The sequence below is a fragment of the Paenibacillus sp. HB172176 genome, assembly GCF_011947265.1.
Taxonomy (GTDB): domain Bacteria; phylum Bacillota; class Bacilli; order Paenibacillales; family Paenibacillaceae; genus Pristimantibacillus.
The window spans coordinates 139823-162473 of record NZ_JAATHD010000001.1 but is presented as its reverse complement, the minus strand read 5'-3'; the positions used below and the strand labels follow the sequence as shown (position 1 = coordinate 162473).

21 protein-coding genes are annotated in these 22651 nt (G+C 51.2%); 5 read left to right on the top strand and 16 right to left on the bottom strand.

The window, feature by feature from the left end:
• Positions 1–2: 2 nt before the first annotated feature.
• The 3 genes from HFP08_RS00720 to HFP08_RS00710 form a co-directional block, all read right to left on the bottom strand.
• Entirely contained in the window at positions 3–416 is a 414-nt protein-coding gene (locus HFP08_RS00720; RefSeq protein ID WP_168118596.1) for a hypothetical protein, read from the bottom strand.
• A 259-nt stretch (positions 417–675) separates the two neighbouring features.
• Positions 676–1884, bottom strand: coding sequence for a sensor histidine kinase (locus HFP08_RS00715; protein WP_168118595.1), 1209 nt, complete (start codon positions 1882–1884; stop codon positions 676–678).
• Positions 1877–2563 (bottom strand): response regulator transcription factor, encoded by a 687-nt coding sequence (locus tag HFP08_RS00710; protein ID WP_168118594.1) that lies wholly within the window; start codon positions 2561–2563, stop codon positions 1877–1879. Before HFP08_RS00710 ends, HFP08_RS00715 begins: the two co-directional genes overlap by 8 nt.
• Before the next feature lie 189 nt (positions 2564–2752).
• On the opposite strand from HFP08_RS00710, the gene HFP08_RS00705 reads away from it, so the two are divergent.
• Positions 2753–3748, top strand: a complete 996-nt coding sequence (locus tag HFP08_RS00705; protein ID WP_168118593.1) for a phosphodiester glycosidase family protein — start codon at positions 2753–2755, stop codon at positions 3746–3748.
• A gap of 43 nt (positions 3749–3791) precedes the next feature.
• The gene (locus HFP08_RS00700) at positions 3792–4802 is read left to right on the top strand and encodes a bifunctional glycosyltransferase family 2/GtrA family protein (protein ID WP_168118592.1); all 1011 of its coding nucleotides are present in this window, start codon (positions 3792–3794) and stop codon (positions 4800–4802) included.
• Here HFP08_RS00700 and HFP08_RS00695 read toward each other — a convergent pair.
• The 3 genes from HFP08_RS00695 to HFP08_RS00685 form a co-directional block, all read right to left on the bottom strand.
• Positions 4758–7937, bottom strand: coding sequence for an ATP-binding response regulator (locus tag HFP08_RS00695; protein WP_168118591.1), 3180 nt, complete (start codon positions 7935–7937; stop codon positions 4758–4760). The two genes, HFP08_RS00700 and HFP08_RS00695, sit on opposite strands and share 45 nt — an antisense overlap.
• A gap of 45 nt (positions 7938–7982) precedes the next feature.
• Complete coding sequence (locus HFP08_RS00690; protein WP_168118590.1) at positions 7983–9107, bottom strand: AbrB family transcriptional regulator; 1125 nt, start codon at positions 9105–9107, stop codon at positions 7983–7985.
• Between the two features lie 64 nt (positions 9108–9171).
• Positions 9172–9915 (bottom strand): MBL fold metallo-hydrolase, encoded by a 744-nt coding sequence (locus HFP08_RS00685; RefSeq protein WP_168118589.1) that lies wholly within the window; start codon positions 9913–9915, stop codon positions 9172–9174.
• 155 nt (positions 9916–10070) lie between these two features.
• On the opposite strand from HFP08_RS00685, the gene HFP08_RS00680 reads away from it, so the two are divergent.
• Positions 10071–10955: a TetR/AcrR family transcriptional regulator gene (locus HFP08_RS00680; protein WP_168118588.1), complete on the top strand. Its 885-nt coding sequence runs from the start codon at positions 10071–10073 to the stop codon at positions 10953–10955.
• A 49-nt stretch (positions 10956–11004) separates the two neighbouring features.
• Here the strand turns inward: HFP08_RS00680 and HFP08_RS00675 are convergent, their stop codons facing one another.
• The 6 genes from HFP08_RS00675 to HFP08_RS00650 all read right to left on the bottom strand — a co-directional run bounded on the left by HFP08_RS00675 (position 11005) and on the right by HFP08_RS00650 (position 17820).
• Positions 11005–12096 carry an HD-GYP domain-containing protein gene (locus HFP08_RS00675; RefSeq protein WP_168118587.1) on the bottom strand — a complete coding sequence of 364 codons (1092 nt, stop codon included), beginning with the start codon at positions 12094–12096 and terminating at the stop codon, positions 11005–11007.
• Between the two features lie 64 nt (positions 12097–12160).
• Positions 12161–13390, bottom strand: a complete 1230-nt coding sequence (locus tag HFP08_RS00670; RefSeq protein WP_168118586.1) for an MFS transporter — start codon at positions 13388–13390, stop codon at positions 12161–12163.
• Between the two features lie 21 nt (positions 13391–13411).
• Complete coding sequence (locus HFP08_RS00665) at positions 13412–13981, bottom strand: MarR family winged helix-turn-helix transcriptional regulator (RefSeq protein ID WP_240940983.1); 570 nt, start codon at positions 13979–13981, stop codon at positions 13412–13414.
• Positions 13982–14318: 337 nt separating this feature from the next.
• The gene (locus HFP08_RS00660; protein WP_168118585.1) at positions 14319–15290 is read right to left on the bottom strand and encodes an aldo/keto reductase; all 972 of its coding nucleotides are present in this window, start codon (positions 15288–15290) and stop codon (positions 14319–14321) included.
• A 13-nt stretch (positions 15291–15303) separates the two neighbouring features.
• Positions 15304–16806, bottom strand: a complete 1503-nt coding sequence (locus tag HFP08_RS00655) for an aminoacyl-histidine dipeptidase (protein WP_206109153.1) — start codon at positions 16804–16806, stop codon at positions 15304–15306.
• Between the two features lie 228 nt (positions 16807–17034).
• Complete coding sequence (locus tag HFP08_RS00650; RefSeq protein WP_168118584.1) at positions 17035–17820, bottom strand: nucleotidyltransferase domain-containing protein; 786 nt, start codon at positions 17818–17820, stop codon at positions 17035–17037.
• Positions 17821–18026: 206 nt separating this feature from the next.
• On the opposite strand from HFP08_RS00650, the gene HFP08_RS00645 reads away from it, so the two are divergent.
• Positions 18027–19340 (top strand): helix-turn-helix transcriptional regulator, encoded by a 1314-nt coding sequence (locus HFP08_RS00645; RefSeq protein ID WP_168118583.1) that lies wholly within the window; start codon positions 18027–18029, stop codon positions 19338–19340.
• Positions 19327–20130, top strand: coding sequence for a WYL domain-containing protein (locus HFP08_RS00640; protein ID WP_168118582.1), 804 nt, complete (start codon positions 19327–19329; stop codon positions 20128–20130). Before HFP08_RS00645 ends, HFP08_RS00640 begins: the two co-directional genes overlap by 14 nt.
• 39 nt (positions 20131–20169) lie before the next feature.
• On the opposite strand, the gene HFP08_RS00635 is transcribed toward HFP08_RS00640, so the two are convergent.
• The 4 genes from HFP08_RS00635 to HFP08_RS00620 all read right to left on the bottom strand — a co-directional run bounded on the left by HFP08_RS00635 (position 20170) and on the right by HFP08_RS00620 (position 22614).
• The gene (locus HFP08_RS00635) at positions 20170–20685 is read right to left on the bottom strand and encodes a DinB family protein (RefSeq protein ID WP_168118581.1); all 516 of its coding nucleotides are present in this window, start codon (positions 20683–20685) and stop codon (positions 20170–20172) included.
• A gap of 194 nt (positions 20686–20879) precedes the next feature.
• A complete protein-coding gene (locus tag HFP08_RS00630) occupies positions 20880–21716 on the bottom strand; it encodes an HAD family hydrolase (protein WP_168118580.1) in 837 nt (278 codons plus the stop codon).
• Between the two features lie 18 nt (positions 21717–21734).
• Positions 21735–21947, bottom strand: coding sequence for a hypothetical protein (locus tag HFP08_RS00625; RefSeq protein WP_168118579.1), 213 nt, complete (start codon positions 21945–21947; stop codon positions 21735–21737).
• On the bottom strand, positions 21925–22614 hold the full coding sequence (locus HFP08_RS00620) for a 4'-phosphopantetheinyl transferase family protein (RefSeq protein WP_168118578.1): 690 nt from the start codon (positions 22612–22614) through the stop codon (positions 21925–21927). Before HFP08_RS00620 ends, HFP08_RS00625 begins: the two co-directional genes overlap by 23 nt.
• Positions 22615–22651: the final 37 nt, after the last annotated feature.

The window sequence follows — 22651 nt, the reverse complement described above, 5'->3', positions numbered from 1 at the left end:
CTCTAAGAACGGCCTGATGAGGAGTGGCTGCTCGATCCGGAACCGTTTCCGCCCGCTTCGGGAGCCATCTGGCTACCGCCGGATCCTTGAGACTGACTGCCGCCAGAGCCCTGCGATTGACTACCCTCGGAGCCTTGCTCCATCTGCCGCCCTCTTCCATGCGATCTCCGTTCCGTGAAGCCCTCGCCGTCAAAGCTTGGTGCATCGGCATGCTCATCATCGTTGTAGGATTGCGAGCTTTCCTGATCCGGCAGCGGTTGATCATTGCCCGCAACACCTTCCGTTGCGGCTTGAAAGGCATCGCTGCTCTTCACCTGAGAGAAGAACAACGCGATCAGCAAAGCGCTCCCCGCGCCAATCTGCCATTTTGTCCATTTCGTTTTTTTATTCCATTTTGATTTTTTGGTTGGCTTCACAGTTATCACCTCAATGTACGAATTCGAGGAATTGCCTTGTTTTCTTCCCCTTGAAATCCATTAAAACAAATCAAGATTGGTTTTTTATTGGAGAAAAAAAAAGCTGTCCTGAAAGGTTGAAGAAAAACAACCTCAAGACAGCCCTCATTATTGACAAAGCCTTATAACGGTCAGCGCGGATCAGCGCCATTGATACGTTGCCTGATCGAGAAGAACGAGCAGCAGCGCTGCTGAGACGTTGTCTGATCGTGACGGACATTCAGGAAGAAACAGGCAGCATGACGTGGAAGGTCGAGCCCTTCCCCGGCTCGCTCTCCACGGAAATCGCGCCGCCATGAGCTTCCACAATCCACTTCGCGATGGAAAGCCCGAGGCCTACGCCCCCGTCGGATCGACTGCGCATTTTGTCCGCGCGGTAGAAGCGATCGAAGATCCGCGGCATCTCCTCTCCGTTCATCCCGATTCCCGTATCGGATACGGAGAGCCTGATCGACTGGCCTCTGCGTTCCGCGCTCAACGAAATCTCCCCTTCGCTCGTATACCGAATCGCATTATCCAGCAAGATTAGCAACAATTGATTGATTCGCTCTCGATCCGCCTGCAGCTTCAACTCTTCTTCAGCGCTCACCTCGACTCTTAAACCCTTGGCCGCGGCCAAGCCCTCAGCCGATTCCGTAATGCGACCTATGCATTCGGTTAAATTCACATCTTCCTTCATTAATTGCAGCTCATGCGTGTCCGAGCGGGCAAGCGTGAGCAGATTCGCCACCAGACGGCTCATCCGTTCTGTCTCGTCAAGCATGACCGCCACCTTCTTGCTCTCTTTCTCGATCGTACGATCCGGATTGCGCAAGAACCGCTCCAGATGAATCCGCATAACCGCAAGCGGCGTCCTTAGCTCATGCGAGGCGTCAGAGACGAATTGCTGCTGCTTGTCCCATGCCCTCTGGATCGGCACCAAAGCCCTTCCCGCGAGCAAGAAGCCCGCCAGCACAGCAAGAATAAGACTCCCCGCGAGACATAACAGCAGGATGATCAGCAAATTGCGCAGCACCGATCGTTCCGCATCCAGATTATAGAGCAATTGCACAACGCCGTTGCCGACGCTCTTCGATGAAGAACGGTAAGTGGAACCATTCAATTCAACGGTTACGCAGCCTGGTTTGTCAACGACTGCCGAAAGCTTCTCAAGCTCGTCCGAGTCGAACAGCACATCGGGAAGCTGGGCTGACGCTTTACCGCCGCGATCCCATAGAATCAGGTCGCTTCCATTCCGCTCGCGATGCTCCATCCATTCATGATTGCCGCGGTAAAGCAAATTTTGCATATCCGTATCAAGCTTTCGATCCGCATCCTCGTATAAGCGATGTTGTGTATAGAGGTAGATCGTTACGCCGAAAGCATTGAACAAGACGAAGAAGACGACGGCGTTCAACAGCACAAGGCGGAGCCGCGTCCGTCTAAACATCGACATGCTCCGCCGACACCTTGTATCCGACGCCGCGAATCGTTCGAATATAGCCGTCGCACCCATAAGGAGCCAGCTTCTTGCGCAAATAATGGACATAGAGATCCACCGAGGATTCGCTCGCGTCGGAATCAAGTCCCCACACCCTGACATAGAGCTGCTCCCGCTGCAGAATGCGGCCTTGATTCTCGATCAAATAACGGAGCAACTCATACTCCTTCACAGTCAGATGAAGCGGCTGCCCCTTGCAGTAAGCCTCATGCTCCTGAATGGGCACGACCACTTCGCCGCATACGAGCTCTCCTTCCGGATTAATGCCTTTGCTGCGCCTCAGCAATGCGCGGACCCGCGCGAGCAACTCGCCCACCGCAAACGGTTTGACGAGATAATCATCGCCGCCGGCGTCCAACCCGCTGATTCTGGAGGCGACCTCATCCATCGCCGTCAAAAAGATGACCGGCGACACATTGCCCCCCTTCCTTAAGCTGCGAAGCAACGAAATGCCGTCCATACCGGGAAGCATAATGTCCAGAATGATCAAATCGTAGATTTCCGCTTGCGCTTGCTGTAAGCCGTCCGCTCCATTACCCTCCGAATCCGTCTCATAGCCTTCATCCTCCAACACGTCCACGATCGCTTCGCGAAGATGCCGGTCATCCTCCACTACCAATAATCTCATCGTCCCCCACCTCTAACCGCAATCTTATGGCTCTTATTCTAACACATCTCTATTGGAATTCATTTGGAACGAGGCTTCTTGCCATTCAGCACACTTTCAGATAACTTTCATATCGATTTCATTTCACCAAGCGACAATAAGCCTATCGCAAAACAGCCATACAAATTGTTTAAGCAAGGAGAGAAGTCCATGCAATCACTAAGCCGCAAGAAGAAAATATTCCTTGCAGCCTTCATTGTCCTGGCTTTGATAGGCGCCGTCCTCTACAAGCTCGCCGACCGCTACCTGATCGAGCATGTCGAGGTGGTTGTCGCCAGTCCCTCACTCGACAAGTCAGACGATTCGATTTCCGATTCTACCGTTAATGAGGCTGACGGCGGAAGCGCGGGTGCTGACAACCAATCGGAGGATGCCGGAAGCGATAGTCAAGCTGTCGCCGATGATTGGAATTACAAGAGCGAGGACGCGACGATCAGCATCCAGAAGGAACAGACTGGCTCCGGAGAGGATACGATTACTTATTTTGTCGCCGATGTGACGGTGAAGGATGCCTCCAGCCTGCTCACCGCCTTCGCCAAGAACGCCTTCGGCACGAACATTACGCAAGACACTTCGACGATCGCCGAGAACAATAACGCGATTTTCGCCATCAATGGCGATTATTACGGCTTCCGCGATGACGGGGTTGTCGTACGGAACGGCACCGTCTACCGGGATGAACCCGCTCGCGAGGGATTCGCTGCCTTCGAGGACGGAACGATGCGAAGCTATGACGAGAACACGGAATCGACATCTGATTTGATTGCGGCAGGCGTGACGAACACATTTTCTTTCGGCCCCGCGCTCGTGCAGGACGGAGAGGCAATCACCTATACCGGCAAAGTCACCATAGACACGAATTTCGGCAATCGGTCCATTCAAGCCGCGAATCCCAGAACGGGCATTGGCATGATCGCTCCGAATCATTATGTATTCGTCGTCGTGGACGGACGCGATACCGGTTACAGCCGCGGCATGACGTTGACTGAATTTTCTCAGCTCTTCGTTGATTTGGGAGCGACAGAAGCCTATAACCTGGACGGCGGAGGTTCATCTACGATGTATTTCAATGGAAGAGTCGTCAATAATCCCCAGGGGAAAGGACAGGAGCGCGGTGTCAGCGATATTATCTACATCCCGGAATAACGAATCGCAGTCGATGACCCCAATGGAAAGGCAGATGACGAGGATGATGATTCTGATTCCCGCTTATGAACCTGATGAACGATTAATCGCGTTAATTCATGATTTGAAGAAGAGCGGCAACTCTTCCATACTGGTTGTGGATGACGGCAGCAGCGAAGCGTACCGCGCCATCTTCCATTCCGCGGAAGAAGCCGGCTGCACCGTCATTGCCCACAGCAAGAATATGGGCAAGGGACGGGCTCTGAAGACTGGATTTATGCATGCGAAGCTGCTTGGGAACACGGGCGGAGTCGTCTGTGCGGACAGCGACGGACAGCATCTTCCCAAGGATATTATGCGAATCGTTAACGCCATAGAGGGTCATCCCGATACGATTGTTCTCGGCAGCAGACGCTTCACCGGCAAGGTTCCAATGCGAAGCCGGTTCGGCAACACGGCAACGCGTCTTGTCTATTCGTACGCTACCGGCCAAACAGTCGGCGATACGCAAACCGGACTTCGCGGCTATTCAGCAGATATGCTGAATTGGCTGTGCGATATACCGGGCGAGCGCTTCGAGTATGAGATGAACATGCTTCTCGAAGCCAAGTCAGCCGGCTATCCAATTCTGGAAATCGAAATCGACACCGTCTATCTTGAGGACAACAAATCCTCTCATTTCCGGCCGCTGGCCGATTCCGCCCTGATCTATCTGCCATTCCTGAAATTCATGACCTCTTCCGGCTTCTCAGCCGTTATTGATTTCGTACTGGTGCTGCTGCTTCAATGGCTTTGCGGGAATCTGCTCGTCTCTGTGCTCGGGGCCAGGATCACCAGTTCCATCTTCAACTACACGATGAATCGGACCTTCGTTTTCAACAGTAAGAAGAGCAGCGGCAATCGCAATTCGCTGCTCCGGTATTTCACATTGGTAGCTATCATTATGATGCTGAATTATGGACTCATGTACGCGCTGCACGAGAGACTCTGGATCCCGCTGGCTGCGACCAAGCTTGCAACGGAAGCCGTTCTATTCCTGTTCAGCTACTGGATGCAGAGGCGCTTCGTTTATTAACTGCCGAAATGGAATAACGAACGATATCGTCGACCCTTCGCCGAGCCGACTCCATATAGACAAGCCTCGGCCATACGTTTGCTTCAGTCTTCGGTTCGTATTGTACAATCCAATCCCCTCGGATTGCTTCTCCGGATGGCCGGGATGCTCCAGAAGCAGGCGAATTGTCTCTTCGCTCATCCCCGGTCCGTTATCCCGCACCTCTATCAAGACCTCTTCGTTCTTTCGCTCTGTTCGGATATAGACCGTGCCGCCGATTTGGCGGCTTAATATCCCGTGCTTCACCGCGTTCTCTACAATTGGCTGAATCGTCAGCGGCGGAATGAGCACCTGCAGAGCTTGGTCGCCTTCCCATACGACAGACAGCCTGTCCTCGAATCGTTCTTGCTCGATATAGAGATAAGCTTGAACCAGCTCGAGCTCATGATGGAGCATAACCTGCTTGCCCGCGTTAAGAAAATGATAGCTGATTCTAAGATACGTCGTGAAGGCGTCTCCAAGCTTATGCATCCGTTCCGTATCCAGACTGCTCAAAGCCAGAATGGCATTCATCGCATTGAATAGAAAATGCGGCTGAATTTGCGCTTGCAGGTAAGCGGCCTCCATGCGCAGACCGTCATCTACAGATTGCTTAAGCGTCGTCAGCGACCAGATGCGGTATTGCAGCTCGAGAGCATCCACCGGCTTGGTAACATAATCGTTGGCGCCGCTGGAGAAGCCCATGTAGATGTCCTGCAGTTGGCTCCGCGCCGTCAGCAGCAAAATTGGCAAATCTGACAAGGAGAAGCGTTCCCTTACCCGCTTGGTCAACTCGTAGCCCGACATGCCGGGCATCATCACATCGACGATAAGAAGATCCCATGCTTCCCGATCGAGCAAATCTAGCATTTCCTTGACAGTAGCGGTCGTATGAAGCTCGTAAGCGGTGCGGGACAGGATGGTTTCAAGCACAGTCAGATTGACCCTATCGTCGTCCACCGCGAGAATGCGCGCTTTGCTTCCATGAAGCAGCGGGATCGAATCCCACAAGTCGGAAGAAGAGGCGTCGAGATGAAACGCCGAATGAACAGAATGGATTGGGTCCGCGGCATAGGCGGCTAGACTGTCGATCTCCTGCTCCTGCTCCACAAGGGCAGTCTTTTGCGGAGCTTGACGCGACGCGGTATCGGCAAGAGGCAACAGGAGGCTGAACTCGGAGCCCTGGCCCGGTTTGGAGCTCACCATCAATTCGCTTCCATGCAACTCTGCCAGCTCCTTGCTGATACTTAGACCCAGCCCGATTCCTCGCCCGTCCCGAGCGCCTTCCACGCCTTGCTCATAAGGCTTGAATACACGGGCTAACACAGCCTCATCCATGCCCTGGCCAGTATCCGTTACGCGAACAATAAGCCACTCATCCATCACATCTGCCGATACGGCAATAATGCCTCGCTCCGTAAATTTGGCTGCGTTATGCAGCAGGTTGTAAAGAATCTGCACCATTCTCTTCTCATCGGCCCAGACGGGCGGAGCATCCTCGGCAATTCGCATCTCCATGCGAACGGAACGACCCTCGAGCATATAGCGAAGCATATCGATAACGCCTTGGGCAACGGCTTGCAAGAAGACCGGTTCTCTGTTAAGCTCGATCCCCTTCTCCCGAAGCCGCGCTGAATCCAGAAGATCATCCAGTATGCTGGACATCCGCCGGCTGATTGTAATTAAGAGGTTGAGATCCTTCTTCCCCCCGCTGCCCAGCCGTTCCGTCTCATTCCCCGCCAATCCAAGCGCAATATTCATAATGCCATGAAGCGGCGTTCGGAGCTCATGCGAAGTATTGGCCAGGAATTGATCCTTCAATCGATCGGTCTCTACCAGTCTGGCGTTGAGAGCGTCCCTCTCCGCCGCATTGCGGAAATAGCGCTTGAACCAATAGGCGGAGAAACCGACAATCGCGGCCAGAATATCAATCGGATAAAATTCATTGCCGTAAGCTTGGCGGGAATTGAACATTCCCGCAAGCGCACTCGACAGAATGCTCGCAGCCGAGAAGAGAAGCAGGAATACATCCTGCTGATTTCTCAGAACCATTCTGCCGAGCACAATAAGGAAACCGGCAAAAGGCATCACATAGAACAACAGAAACATATGCCCGTCGTAGCTATAATAGACAAGCTTGGCGGAAGCGGAGATAATAAACAGCGTGTATCCGATGTGCGCCGCCGCGTACGCATTGAACCACTTGGACCGGCCCGATTGCCCCGAGAACATTCTCGAGAGCTGCAGCACCCAGAAGGACAGCCACATGTACGACAGCAATCTGATTTTAAGCCCCCAGGTATAATTCAAAGGCAGCCATTGCAGAAGTAAACGATCATGATCGGAAACCACAATTAAGCCTGCGGCCAGGAGCAGCAGGAAGAAGACAAGAAAGACGCTCTGTCCGCGACTGAACACAAACAAAATCAAGGCATAAAGAGCATGCAGCAAAAGAATGGTAAACACGACAAACTGAAAGCCGATGGAATACCATCTCTCCGAATCGACCGCAGCCTGCGAGCCGAAGCGAATCGGACTTAGAATGCCTCCTTGGGACGGATGCGTATAATTGGCTGCTTGAATGAGCAAATCCAGTTCGCGGACATCCCCGTCCCTATCCAGATAAGAGGCAGTATACGACTTCACCCGCGGCATGTAATTTTTCTCTTCCTCTGCCGGAATGCCAAACGGCTTCTCCTTAATGCCGTTAATTTCAACAAGCGACGAGCTTTCGATTCGGTGGAACCAGAAGACATAGGGCTGATCAAGCCCTCCATCGACGAGAATACGAAGCCGGTAGGTTCCGTAGCCGATCGCCTTATCGTCTCTCTTCCCGGAAGGATTCCCCCAATTTCCCGGCACTTGAATAGATGCTGCGGCGGCGGTCGTCTCTGAGTTTATCTCTTCATTTGTTAGCAGTTGATTAGGATAGAATGCCCACTCTCCATCGAGAGTAATGGTATGCGAGCTCTCGAAATCCCAGCCTCTAAGGTCGATAACGCCTTGCACGGCGCGAGGATGATCCGGAACGGCATGCAGCTCGTTCCAGAACAAACGCAGTGAGAGCAGAAGCATTAAGAAGAACAGCATAATCGCAATTGGTTTTATATATTTCATACCATTCCTATTCGACAGACTTCGTCATAACCCTCTCTCGAACCTCTACGCCGCTTGATTCTCTTCCTTCCTCCGCAGCATGGAACGGAACAGAAACTTCAGCAATGGCGGCACGACAAGGAAGATGAACAGCGTTCGAAACAACTGATAGCAAATGACGAAAGAGAGATCGGCATCGACTTCTCGCGCGATAATGCCCATCTGATCCATTGCGCCTGGAGACAGGCTGAGGAAGCTGGTCGCCAGAGGCGTATCTCGCAGATGCATCAGAAGCAAGCTGAGTCCAAGAGAGCAAAGGATCAGAATGATTCCGCTTAAGCAAGCCAGTGAGATGATTTTCAGCTTGTTCTGCAGCTTCTCGGGCTTAAACATCAGCCCCAGATAACCGCCAATCAGCAGCTGCGAGACATCAACCAGCGCTGGCGGGAGCATCGGTCCCGCAAATCCCGACAGATGGATGACAATGGTCGCCACCATCGGGCCAAGCAAGAAGGCCGTTGGAAATTTGATGCGATTGCCAATAAGCGCAAGAAGCGGACATGCGGCGGCATAAAGCCAGATATGCGGAAACATGGCGCTCCAATCGGCAGCTATTGCCGTCGCAGCCGCAGCTGAGTCTGACAGCTCCGTTCCCATTGAAGCTCCGACAAGCGGGCTGAACACAAGCATCGGAACGAAGAAGATAATCATCATCAACCGCGAAACCTGCAGGAAGGTGACGACTGTCAGATCGATTCCCTTGAGCTCCTCAGCCAGAATAATCATCTGGCTTAGACCGCCCGGGATGCTCCCCATCAATATTGTCGGAAAGGCGATCCCTGACAGCTTCGCAATCAGCAAAGCAATCAAATACGTACAGACCAGCAGCAGGAGCGTAAGCAGCATCATGGAAGGAAGCTGCTTCCCGATCTCCTTGAAGGTATTCGCCGTGAATGACAGCCCGATCATATATCCGACAATGATCATCCCCGTATTCCGCAGCTCGGAAGGCCAGCATGGCTGGAAGCTCTTGGTCAGCTTTGAGCCGATCAGGACGAGAATCATTGGCCCCAGCAGCCAAGGAATCGGAATGCCGATCCATTCGAACAGCAGTCCCCCGACAACAGCAAGCGCCGCTGTAAACAGAAAGGCTGCTCCATTTATTTTCAACCAACCGAAAATCGCTGTCATAACATCACTTCTTTTCTTTCACTTGGGGTACATCGATCAGCATTCGCCGTCTAAGATTCGCCGTCTAAGGTGTGCTTGCCATAATTTCATCTATGCGTTTGCTCACATCGCCTCTGTAGACGCCTCCGTGATAGCAAATAACGGTATCGATATCAAAGGCTTTCAGTTTCTTAAGCGACTCGATCGCTTGCTCCCGGTTCGGAGTATTGGCCGGATTCGGTCCGTGCAGCTCGCCGTTCGCGACCACCATCGCATCCGCCGCAACAAGCGTCTTGCTGCGCTTATGATAGAAACACGCATGACCAGGCGTATGGCCCGGGGTATGAACAACTAAGAGTCCTCCTCCGAAAGGCAGCTCTTCTCCATCCTTCAAAACATCCGTAATGACCGACGGCGTGTCGGCCGAGAATGTCGCGACGAATTGCTCGCGCCGCTTCTCCGGCATGGCTTGCAGCATCCCCTCTTTCCGTTCTCCGCCGAATTTCAAGAAAGGAATTTCACCGTCGATATAAGGTTTATCTTCCGCATGCGCGTATATCTTCAACTCATTGCCGCTCTCCGCAAGCAATTCCGGCAGACCGCCGATATGATCGATATCCTGGTGAGTCAGAATAATTGCCCGCAGATCCGATTCCTGAACGCCGATTTGCTGCAACAAAGCCATAATTTCTCCATAAAAACCAGGCATTGCCGTATCAATCAACACGGCGGAATCCCCATCATAGACCGCCGTCAGGTTGAGCACCATTGGGTTTCCGAGCTTTTCCATTGAGATTTCCAGCACTTCAATTCCATCTGCAATTTTCATCTCTCCAAAGCTGACGCTTTGGTCACCTCCCGTTATTTTCAACAAAACCCTCACGTCCATTATATGACCCGTGAGTTTTCACTGTCAAACGCATGCATCTCATCCTATATTGACCTCCTCCCTTTTGCATGTCAGAATATACGGGGGTGATTGCAATGGAAGATCTGGAAGAGTTGAGAAAACAACAAATTTTGCAAACGGCAATGGCCGTTTTTATCGAGAAAGGTTATTTCGCCGCATCCATGAAGGATATCGCCGATGCTTGCGGCATGGCCAAGGGCAGCATCTACAAGATCTTCCCTTCCAAAGAAGATTTATTCACTGCCGTATTCGTTCATGTTCATCGCAAGATGCTTGAAGAAGCCAGAGCGCTTGACGAGCATCATTCGGAACATTCTGCCAAGGAGAGACTATGCCGCAAGATCGCGTTTCAACTGCAGCATACGCTGGAAAATTATTATTTCGCAAGCGAATTCAAGGAGCTTCCCATTACTCATAACGAAAACTTCATTGTGGCATGGAAGAAGAAGCGCTCCGCGCTGCTAACCTGGCATCGGGAATGCTTCGACGAAGCGTATGGAGATGTCATTGGACTATATATCTGGGATATTGTGGCTATATACAGAGGAATAATGAAGGAATATGCAGGCTACGCCATTCAGAAAGCCGTCTCGCTCCCGATGGCCGAGCTTGCCTCGTTCATCGCGGAACGCATGGATGCCATTGTGAAGGATATGCTCGCCCGCCAGCCCAAGCCGGTTCTGAATGCTGTTAATATTTACACGAATCATATTAATCCAGCTGATCCGGAGACGCAGAAGCAGACGCTTTTCGAGTATCTGGACTCCTTCTCCCGCAAGATTGAACAGCTCGACCTGACCAATAAAGAACGCGAGCAACTGCTGGAGGTTTTCGCCTTGCTTCGGCAAGAGCTTATGAAAACCGAACCGAATCCGACATTGCTGCGGGTATATGAGAACTTCTTGGAGAGAAATGCCGAACTGCAATCCTATGTGAAGCAGCTTCAAGTCATGATCTGACCGGCACGAGACATGAATGACGGATGAGCGAGAGCTGAAGTTCCGACAGCTATTCGCCTTCTTCTTCGTACAGCAGTTCAATTTCCCGCCATATCTCCTGTACGAGCTTGACCAACACGGGATCGAACTGCGAGCCTTTGCAACGATCCAGCTCCGCGTACACATGATTAAGCTCGAGTGCGCTCCGGTAGGAACGATTCGAGCACATTGCATCTATCGCGTCCGCGATGCTGAGCACTCTGGCGATCAAGGGAATTTCTTCCCCTTGAAGGCCATGTGGATAGCCCGTCCCGTCGAATCGCTCATGATGATGAAGGACACCCTCGACTATTTCCTCGGAAATATTCAGATTGTTGCATAATTTGGCTCCGATTGTCGTATGGGTCTTCATCAGCTCATATTCTCCCCCCGTCATTCGATTCTCCTTCTGCAGAACCGAATCCGTAATGGACAATTTGCCGACATCATGCACCAGACCGCTGTTATAGGCAAGCTCCGAATCCAGTTGAGGCAAGCGATCCGCAATGATTCTTACGATTCTCGCCACTCTTTCGGAATGGCCCTGAGTATAGGGGTCCCTGGCCTCTACACTGAGAGATAAAGTATAGATAGTCTGCACATGCCTGGCTTCCCGAATATTCCGCCAACGCAGATCCTTGAATACATAATAGATAATGAAGACAAGAATAAGGAATATTGTCAGCATATCGAGCAGAACAACAAACTGCATGCTGGATTTATTTTCCGAGAACAAAATTAGGGATGACAAAGCCGTGTACAACACAATGGAGCATATCGCGGAGAACAGGTAAATGTGTCGTTGCTGGAACAACAAAGCGTATACGGGTACGAGGATAAACACCCCCGACAACGCCCATTCCTGCAAAAGGATAAAGACGCAGGATACGAGCAGAAGCGAGTTAATGACTAAAATATAAGGCTGAGCGGCCGGCTTGAAGCGCAGAGCAAGAAGCGAAGGCAAAAAACCGATGCTCATAATGACCACAACGTATGGATAATGATGCGCCGGATACAGCCATAGTTGACGCAGCGTCAAAATAAGCAGTCCGAAATATACAGAAATCTGTCCGATGAGTAGCAACCGTTTGATGCGAATGCAATCCCGAGTGTTTTCTGTCATCGTTACCTCGCAGTGTTTTACACTCATTATAGCTACTTTCCATCTGAAAACCTATTATTTTTTGTCAATACTCAAGCTCAGGACGTATATTTCGACGTTTTTTATTCGACGCGAGCATCAGCCCGTAAACAAAAATGAAGAGCAGCATGAAGGCCACAGAGCAGCGATACATAAAGGCATACGAGTATATTGAGGCGATAATGCCAAGGAGCATCGAACCTATCGCCACGCCGAAATCAATCGAGTTGTAGAACAAGCTATTCACTGCGCCATGATGGACAGGCGCCGAATCACGGAGCATCCACGCCTGGAGGGTCGGCTGCATCGCGCCAAAGCCGAGTCCATACAATAAAGCGGCGGCAAGCAGCATAATCAAATGCGTGGAATAAGAGACAAGCGTGAGTCCCGCAACGATGCATATTGCGCCCGGCAGCAGTACTGCCGCATGGCCATGCTTGTCGAACAATCTGCCTGAAATCGGACGAATAATTAGAATGGAGAACACATTGAAGAGAAAGAATAAGCCTACATGCTTCAGATGCTCTTCCTCTCCGAATAAGGCCAGAAAGCTGAGCAGCCCCCCGTAAGTGACAGAAAGCAGAACATTAAGCAAGGCAGGGAAGAACACCTTGCGATTAAACGGCGCTTTTGCATCCCTTGCTGTCGAATGCGCCGCTCTCATCGGCTGCGGCGGGATTGAACGCGAGCCGAATAACAAGGGAATGATCAGAATCGATGCCGCCGCCCCTAGGAAGGTCAAGCGATCGAAGCCGTATTGCTCCAGCATCGAGAGTCCGATCAACGGACCGAAGGACATCGCGAGGCTCGTCGATAGACCGAAATAACCGATTCCTTCTCCGATACGACTGCCGGGAATAAGCTGCGTAACCATCGTCGGCATTACTGTGCTCCCGATTCCGAAGCCGATTCCGAAGCATACTCTCAGAAGAAGCAAAGTTGCGAAGCTGTCTACATAGGAATAGGCCAAGGTTGCCGCCGTCGCAATCATCAGTCCTATCAGCAGCAACGTATTGCGATGAACCTTGCGCATCAGCGCGGCTGTCGCGAACCTTGTTGCAATGGCCGACAACGCGAACAAGCTTGTCGTTAAACTCACCATGAAGTCGCTTGGATCGAACCGATCCTTCGCGTAGCTTGGAAACGGCGAAAGCAGCATTTGCAAGCTTAGAAATAAGAGAAAATAGGATAAAGTTATCATAATAAACGATTTCGTCCATAATCGATTATCTTGTCGTAATTGCGACTGCTGTATGGTTTTATTCTGTTTGGTCATGATGCATGGATTCCTCCGCTCTCAAAATTTTCCGTCGATATTATCGCCGATGCGCCTGAGAAGTCTGACCAGCAAATCATACTCCTCCGGGCTTATTCCCGCCGTCGCTTCTTCAATGGAGAGATGCTCCAGTTCAATCGTCTGTTCGATCAGTTGACGGCCTTCCGCAGTCGCATACACCAGGAACGATCTTCTGTCTGCTTCATCAGCTTTCTTGGAGACAAGCCCTTTGTCTGCGAGCACATCCAGAATCCTCGTGACCGTTGGCCGGTCCTTCCCGACCCGCTCCGCGATATCCTTCTGGATAATCCCATTCCTCTGGCTGATGCAATACAAAACGATCCACTGCTCCGATGTAACCTTGAACGGCTTCAGCTTCTGCATGAACATGGTCGACATCTTGCGATACGTCACGCCCATCAGAAAGCCTGCCGAGCTGTCCATGACTTCGTTATACTTCCGCTTCCCAGCGAGCCGAAGCTGATTATGTTGATCTAGCTGATCTAGTTGAGCATGCGATTCCTGCGGTTCATGGGGTTCCTGCGATATCTGCGGGTCATGCGATTCCTGCTGGTCATGCTTCTCATTCATCAGAATGATCTCCTTCAGGTTAATTTAGTTGTTAAAGCAATTATATTCACAACAACTAAAAATGTCAATGACGAAGCGCAACGGACATTTTCGACCCTTAGAAGCAAGTTTGAGCTGATTTCAGATTCTAGCGGACATTTTTGACCTTTAAACCGACAAAATTACCTTTTCATCCACTACTATCATCTGTAACAGCCGAAAATGTCCGTTACAATTTCAAACTCTAGCTTTACGCTCTGTAAGAGTCAAAAATGTCCGTAAGAGCATTCGTCATATAGGAATTCCGACGCAGTTCAACCGACTATCGTTTGCTTACCCGTTGATTGAGCATTAATCCTCAGCCATTGACCAAATAAGATAACTGCTCATCAGTCAGCTTCAAATCCCCCGCCTTGCAGCTATCCTCGAGATACGCAAGCTTCGTCACGCCGGCAAGCGCGATAACCGGAAAAGGCTGCGAGGTGAGATAGGCGAGCGTAACTTGAGATGGACTCACTCCCAGCTCTGCCGCCAGCTCCTGCACCCGTTCAAGCCTGCGGTAGCTTTCCTCATTCGCATACATCTTCTCCACATGGCCCGCGCTGCCCGAATCCGGTCTTGTCCCCCTTCCGTAACGACCGCTGAAAAACCCTCCGGCTTGCGAGGAATAAGCGAACACCGCCAGTCCCGCGCCCACATAATAAGCGTACGCTTCATCATCTACGGCAGTCATGTCCTCCGCCATCGCCCCCGGATTCAAGGAAGCCAGGTTCCAATGGGGCTGGCTTGCAACAAAGGGCGTCTTGCCGATTTCTCGCGCATACCGGTTCGCCTCTTCGATTCGGGCAGGCTTCCAATTGGAAGCGCCGATATAGCGGATCTCCCCCGCTGCAACATGCTCATGGAGAGCATCCATAATATTCCGCACCTCCATATCCGGGTCATCCCGATGCAGAAAATACAGGTCGATTCGATCCGTCTGAAGCCTCTCCAAACTTTCATGCAAATCACTCGCTATTGAAGCTGCATCCAACCGTTTGCGGCTCGATCCGTCGAACGGAGGATGCGCTCCTTTGGTCGATAGAATGACATCACTTCTCGAGCCGCGCGAGCTCAGCCAACGTCCAATCGTCTTCTCGCTAAGTCCTTTCTCTCCGCCAAGAAAATCGGCGTAAATATTCGCCGTATCAATGAAATTGCCTCCGAGCTCCACATACCGATCCAACAAGGCAAAGGAGGATTCCTCATCCTGCTTGCTTCCAAAGCCAACCGTTCCGAGGCCGATGACCGCAGACTCCAAATCCGTACCAGGCAGTTCACGAAATCTCATTTCCCCATCTCCCTTATTTAAGCTCCTTAAGCACCTCTTGGAGAAACCCCCATGTCCGTTCCACCGAAGAAATGGATAGATGCTCCTGCGGCGTATGAATATCGAATAAATTGGGCCCGCAGGATACCGCGTCAAGCTCCGGCAGCTTCTCGATAAGCACGCCGCATTCCAGTCCCGCGTGAATCGCCTTGATCTCAAGCGGTTTGCCGAAGCGACGGGCATAGACCTCCTCGAAAATCGGGCGCAATCTGGACTCCGCCCGATAAGGCCAGCCCGGGAAATATTGATCCTTCCGGAATTCGCAACCTATAGCGTCGGCCAGCGCCTCCATTTCATTCACCACTACGTCTATTTGCGAACGAACCGAGCTTCTTGCCAGACTCCGCATCGCGATATGATTCTCCGTCATCGCAACAACGCCGAGATTCGACGATGTCCGAACCAAATTGTCCATATGCTTGTCCATGCTGAGTACGCCGTTTGGAATGAGCAGCAGCAAGGAAATGACCTTCTGTTTGATCTCCTCCGTCAATCGTCTCCCTGCATTAGCTTGCGCCGCCTCCGCTGCTGCCCCTTCTGATTCAAAGCCTGCTTGAAGCACGACCTTGATATCACGGTCGCTTGCTTGAAACTCATCCTGCAAAATGTGATTTAACTGCGCGATCCTTGCTGCCGCCGTCTCCTTGCCCTCTTTGCTCAAGTAGACCAGCGCCTCCGCTTCGCGCGGAATCGCGTTCACCTTCATTCCACCAGTCAAGCCTGCAAGCTCGAATTCAACATGTCTGCGCAAATCATCGAGAACTCTGCCCAGCAGCTTGTTGGCGTTGCCTCGTTCATGAATAATGTCGTCGCCGGAATGTCCGCCCATCAAGCCTTGCACGCTGATGGTATACGGGCTGGTGCTTTCCGCATCCTCCCTGCCCTCCCAAGCAAGCTGAAGCTCATGATACAGATTCACCCCGCCGGCGCTGCTCACGAACAGGATTCCTTCGCGATCGGAATCGAAATTAATCATCATTCTCCCCTTAAGCGGCGAGGCGTCAAGCTGGAACGCGCCTCCCATGCTCGTCTCTTCCTCCGTCGTCATCAGAATCTCAAGCTCGGGATGCTGCAGCTCGGGGGAATCCATAATCGCCAAGGCCGTTGCAACGGCAATTCCGTTATCGCCTCCAAGCGTCGTGCCTTCCGCATAGATTATATCTCCCTCGATACGAAAGCGAATAGGGTCCTTCGTGAAATCATGCACCGTCGACTTATTCTTCTCGCATACCATATCCAGATGCCCCTGGAAAATAACCGTCGGAGCCGCTTCGCAGCCCTTCGAAGCAGGCTTGCGTATGATGAGATTATCATGCTCGTCCTGCAGCACCTCGCAGCCTCGCGCTCTAGCGAAGTCTGCCACATAATCGCTGACCGCCTTCTCATTGCCAGATCCCCGCGGAATCTTGGACAGCTGCTCGAAATGCTGCAGCACTTTATTATCTCCCATATAGACATTGTCGTTGCCGAAGCTCATCGTAAAGCCCTCCTCTATTCAATATTCTACTAATCAGTGTATCGCATGAGGGGAGGGAATTCCAAATGGCGGACACAAAAAATCCAGCCCTGGGACTGGATTAGCGTGCAATTCGTCTTCTTTTGTCATCATAACCTCAAATCAAAAAGCTAAATCGCGGATTTGTTGATTTCACTTGCATGATAGCCATGCTAACCTTCCTTTCCAAATTTCAGTTTTACCACAAAACTAACCCCATACTTCCTTCAAAGCCGAACGGAATAAATCATCTAATTGTTCGTCCAATCGCGCGCCGGCCGATTGCTGAACACTCGCAACCTCGCTTAGTCTCGTTAATTGTTCCTCGAGATAATCATTAATAGAGTTTAGCTTAGGCTCCATATCCAGTTCCTCGCCTGCTCTCTTCCGGGCAAGCAAACGCTGGACAACCTCCCAAAGCTCAGTCGATTCTGGAATCAACCGTTCAACCAGCTCATCGAATGCCATCGGCGGCATCTCACCGTATCTCTCGATCCATTCGCATGCCAGCACCGGCCTTAGCACATAGAAGTATTTCTTAATCCTCACCCGCTCCCCTTGCAGATAGTCCCGATAGTTGCCTCGCGCCATATTCAAATAATGAAACATGCACGCTTTCGGAGAAAAGGTCAACGGAGAGATCGCTCGAAGCTGCTCGGCAACACTGAACTTCTCCATATAAGGAATCGGCGACTGCAGCCACTCCAGCAACGGGGGATTAGACTTCCGATACAGCTTCAGCGCCTTGCGCAAATCCCAGCCGCTTATGTCCAGACTATCGCTGATCGGCCTTTCTATGACATCTCTCTTATCAAAAATGGAAAGATACCACTCCGGCTTTCGGATATAGATAAATCTCACATCATAATCGCTGTCCTGAGAAGGAAACCCCCACGCCCGGCTCCCTGATTCGCAAGCGTACAGGATTCGTATCTCTTCCTCCTGCTCCAGAATTGCCAATTGCTCTCTTATCGTTTCTTTATCGATTAGTATCATCGCTGGATATCCCCCTTTCCCTTCCCCTCCACGCCTTCGCTCCCGGTTTATTCCGCCTACTCCTTGCCCTTATCTTCGCTCATATAACTCAATTCGAACATGGTGAAAGTATGACGAGTTTGATTATTTCCCATTTTCTCCATCATTCACAATTGGTACAATAAGGAGGAACCATTCCATGCAACAAGGCAAGGAGACGATCCCCTATGGCAAAAGAAAGCTTTGACAAAGAGATTCAATTCCTGCGCATGCTGTCTCTTACCGGCGGAGCCTATAACCGGCAACAGTTCGCCGAGCGGCTCGGCATTTCCGTTCATACCTATGACAAAACCTTGCGATATTTGAACGATACGAGAAACAATCTGCAGCTCGCGCTGGCTGCGGAGCAAGCATCTCAACTGTCAGAGGGCTTGCGTTACAATCATTACGAATCCTCGGATCCGCTGCTCCTCTTTCTCTTTCGCACGAAATCGATGAAGGAATCCGAGTGCGCTCGTTTATCGTTCCTAATTATGCAATTGCAGGATCAAGAGCTGACCGTAAAGCAATTGCTCGAGCTCTGCAATGACGAGATGCTCTCGGATTTCCCGTGTCCGGATGAGAAAACATTGCGCGGAGATTTGAAGTATTTGGAGGAAATCGGCGTTATTCTGCGCTGCGGCGAAGCAAGGCCGATTCACTACCGAGCCGCCAATGATTTGATGAATGAATTATATGATGACGAACTGCTCGATCTTTATGATTTCGTCGATGTGATGGCGAACACGCAGGTTCCGTCCGTCCAAGGCTATCTGCTGCGCGATACGCTGAAGAAGGCTTTGCGAATACGGCAATGGAATTTTGAAGCAACCGAGGTTTTGACGTACAAATATCATTATCATTCACGCATTCTCGACGAAGCGCATCTCCCCATTCTATCTCAAGCCATTCGAGAGAGAAGAAAGATTGAATTTCTCTACTTATCGCCCAAGAAGGGAAAGAACTACGCTTCGAAGAACACGAATCCCTTATTTGAGCGCGAAACGAATGGACAAGCGCAAACGACGTTGCCTCTTCGCGTCATTTATGATCATCAATATGGCAGATGGTATTTGGTCGGCAGCCATCCCAGGATGGGAATGATCAAATATCGTATGGAGGGCTTGACTCAAGTTGAGCTGGGAGAATCGGTTCCTGTCGAGGAATTCGGTCAGCGCCTGGGCTCGGTAGAGCAGCAATTGCAGAACAGCTGGGTCATAGACACGCTGCGCCCCTTGAAGGTAGTTGCGCGTTTCTTCCACCCGGATCCCGCTGGCGTTAACTTCGTTAGAGAGCGAGTTGAAGCCCAAGGACAATGGGGGACAATCACAGAAGAATCAGAGCAAACCATCCTTTATGAAATACATGTCAACGGCATTTATGAAATCAAGCCTTGGCTGCGCAGCTTCGGCTCAAGCTGCGAGGTGCTCGAGCCCGCATGGCTTCGCAAGGAATTTATTGAAGAATGGAAGGAGCTTGCGACCTATTATGAATCCATTTGAGAAAATCTTCAATGTCGGGATGATGAACCGCCTGGAAGAGACGGATTCGCTTGCGCTTACTTCCGGGGAGAGAGCTTGGCTTAGAACCATGCTGGAGCATCCTGCAGCAAATGATGCTTTCACACCTGATACCTTGAACAAATTACGAGCGATGCTGAAGCAGGAAGCAGCACATTCGAGTCAGGAGATCATCATAGAGAAAGCGAAAAGCAAAGAGAAGCAAGTCTATCATCCTCTCATCCGTCCATGTCGACGCGCGATTATGAATAATAGCGGCATTCGCCTCTCCCTTCGATTGAAGCATGGCGGAACGAAGTCAAATCAAAACGGCCTTCCCATCAAGCTCGAATACAGCATGGTAAAGCGTGAATGGTATCTGCTGTGGTACAACACAAGAAACCGAGCCCTTATGTCTACGAGACTCTCGCATATCATCAGCCTCGAAGAAATAGCGGTTCCACTCGATCGTATCCAGAAGCTGCGTGCCAGAGTGGCGAGGCTTCTCAAAGAGCGGCAAGAAGAAGCCGTCATTGAAATTGTGAAGAGCTATAACGAGGAGCTGTCGCGTATTCTGTATGCCTTCTCTTGCTTTGATAAGAAGGTTAGCTTCGATGAAGAAACCGAGATTTACCGAATTAGAGTCACTTATCTTGGGGGAGAAAGCGAATTTCTGCTATCCAAAATCCGCTTCCTCGGCTTGCGCGTAAGGATTGTCGAAGGCGAAAAGCTGAAGCGACGCATGCGTGAAAGTGCAGCCAAGGCTCTGGCGAGGTACACCTTAGAGGAATGACGAGCATTCGTAGATCACTATCAACAGTCTTTCATCGGCCTATCTTATGCCAGCCTCCGCCAGACTCTCGTCCAGCCTCGCCTTCTGGCGCAAATGATGTCTGCTGTGCATGCCAACCAACTCAAACCACTCACGTGCGTCCAGCCAGCCAAACCAGCCATGGCGCACTTTGCAAGCCGGATTCGTCTCATCAACGCAACCCGCCCAGTAGTCTAACTTCTCCAGCACCTGCTCCAGGCCAGCTATAATTTCATCCTTGCTCTCGGGGTTTCTTGTCGCGTTGGGCGATTCTTCAAGTTTCACGCGGATATTGGGCCACTCATTTTCGCCAAGCGCCTTCGTACCGTCTTCCGTCTTGCCTTCAGGCTCTTCGTCCGTTGCCCTACTGCATGTTTCAATGTGCCCGATGTACTCTTTCGCCACTTCGATTACGTGGATATACATTTGCCCGACCGACCATATGTCATCTTTGCATTTAAACCGCAGCTGCTCTATCGAATAGCTGTCCAGGTTCCGCATGTATTGCTCAATAACAGCCGAAGAATTGTTCACCATTACAGTTCCCTCCTCGTTAATCTCCATTCAATACAGCACCTGCAAAATCTCCTACAAATGCCCGTCAGGATCCCCAAAACAAGCCGTCCACCGCCTCCCAATGGCGCGTTATCCCTCCATTCACTACCTTAACTCCCCGCACTTTCAGCCTATCGCATACCCGATCAACGTCTGGAGCTTTATTACATATCTCTTCACTTTCCGTTTCTCTTCCGCTCCGCGAGAAACCTGGCAACGCCATCATCGTCGTTGCTGTCAATGACCCGCGAAGCCGCCTGCTTCACCAGCTCATGCGCATTTGCTACCGCGTAGCTCTCGTCCGCAATCTCGAACATGGAGAGATCATTGAGATTGTCGCCGAATACAACCACTCGATTATAGCCATAGCGCTCCTTCACCTCCAGAACCGCTCGGCTCTTGGTTGCGTGAGCGCTGGAAATCTCCAGCCAATAGTAGCCTGGACAATACACATCCGGACCGTAATGGCAGATGCAGTCCTCTCGTTCTGAGAAAGCCTTGTAGACAGGCTCCAGCTTCTCAGGCAGATCAATCGCATTCACCGTAATGAGCTTCTCTTGCAAACAAGCTGTGAAGTCACTGGTTATTCTAAAACGCTCGCTCTGTGTCTGAAGCCGATCCCCGATATACAGCTCTTCGCTCCGATTATGCACCCCGCGATAATAAACGCGCGACGCATCTTCCCCGTCAATCGTATACACAACCGGCTTCAAACCTTCCCGAAGATAAGCATCCACTATAGCTTCACCTACTGAACAGGGCAGGAAATGCTCCCTCACTGTCTCCCCGGTCTGCGGATGCGTAATAAACACGCCATTCATAAATACGGCTGGCAGCGACAGATGAATGCCAGACAGCAGTTCGCGTGCAGACTCGATGGATCTTGCAGTTGCAATCGTGAAAGGCAGACCTTCGCCAATTAGAACATTAATCATTTGCACAGACGCATCGCTCACCCGCAACGAGCTGTTCAGCAGCGTTCCGTCCAGATCAGATACATAAAGCGTCTTCACTCATTAAGCCCTCCCGTTTTATAAAATAAATCCACTTCCGTAATAACGGCGGTCGCCCTCGTAATTTCCCGTTCGGAGGCTTCCACTCCGGACCTCGCCTGCCGCCGACTGAGCTTGCTGTGCCCGGATACCTCTAGGCTTCACGCGTTTCAAATAATAACGCAACTTCTCCGGCTCTGCGGAGAACGGATAATGCGGCTCCGACAGGTTAACCTTCAGCAAATTCGGCATAGACTTCCGCCAGCGCCTGGGCTGTCCAGAGCTCCGGCCGATCCGGGAAGTCGCCTTGCTTCGCGCATACAGCCATGACATAGTCCTCTTCGGGCTGGTATAACCGGAAGCGTCGCCCCGCTTCTCTAGCTTCATTAACGCCGTGAAATTCAATGCTGAATGATTGCAGCGAACGCGACAAGCCCATGCCTTCCTCCTTCACGCCGCTTTCCTTGCAGGTCCATAGCCGATAGAACCAGTCAAGCTGCTCCCCATCCGGCTGACCGAATAAGAATTGAACCTCTTCCTCGGCAAAATAACGCTGTGCAATATCAAGGTTAATCGCCTTAATCTGTTCAATATCAATGCCAGCAGCAGAGCTATGCAGAACGCAAGCGACCCAATCTCCCGAATGAGATACGTTAAAATGTACATCCTCCCGACCGTCCACATACGGTTTTCCATACCTGTTTCGCGCGAAATCAACCTCTGCCATATCAATTCCGTATCTGTCTCTCAGCAAATACCGGACGAGAATATCTCCTATCAGCGTCCGCTCGGCGTCCTCGCGCCTTCGGAATTTCTTCAGACGCTGCTGTCGCTCCAGCGGCAAGCTTCCGCAAAGTCGCGCGAATTGCTCTTCCGTCAGCCCCTCTTTCAAACAAACCGTATGAATTTCGATGTTCATTCCTCCCGATCCTACCGTTCTAATCGCCGTTCACCTA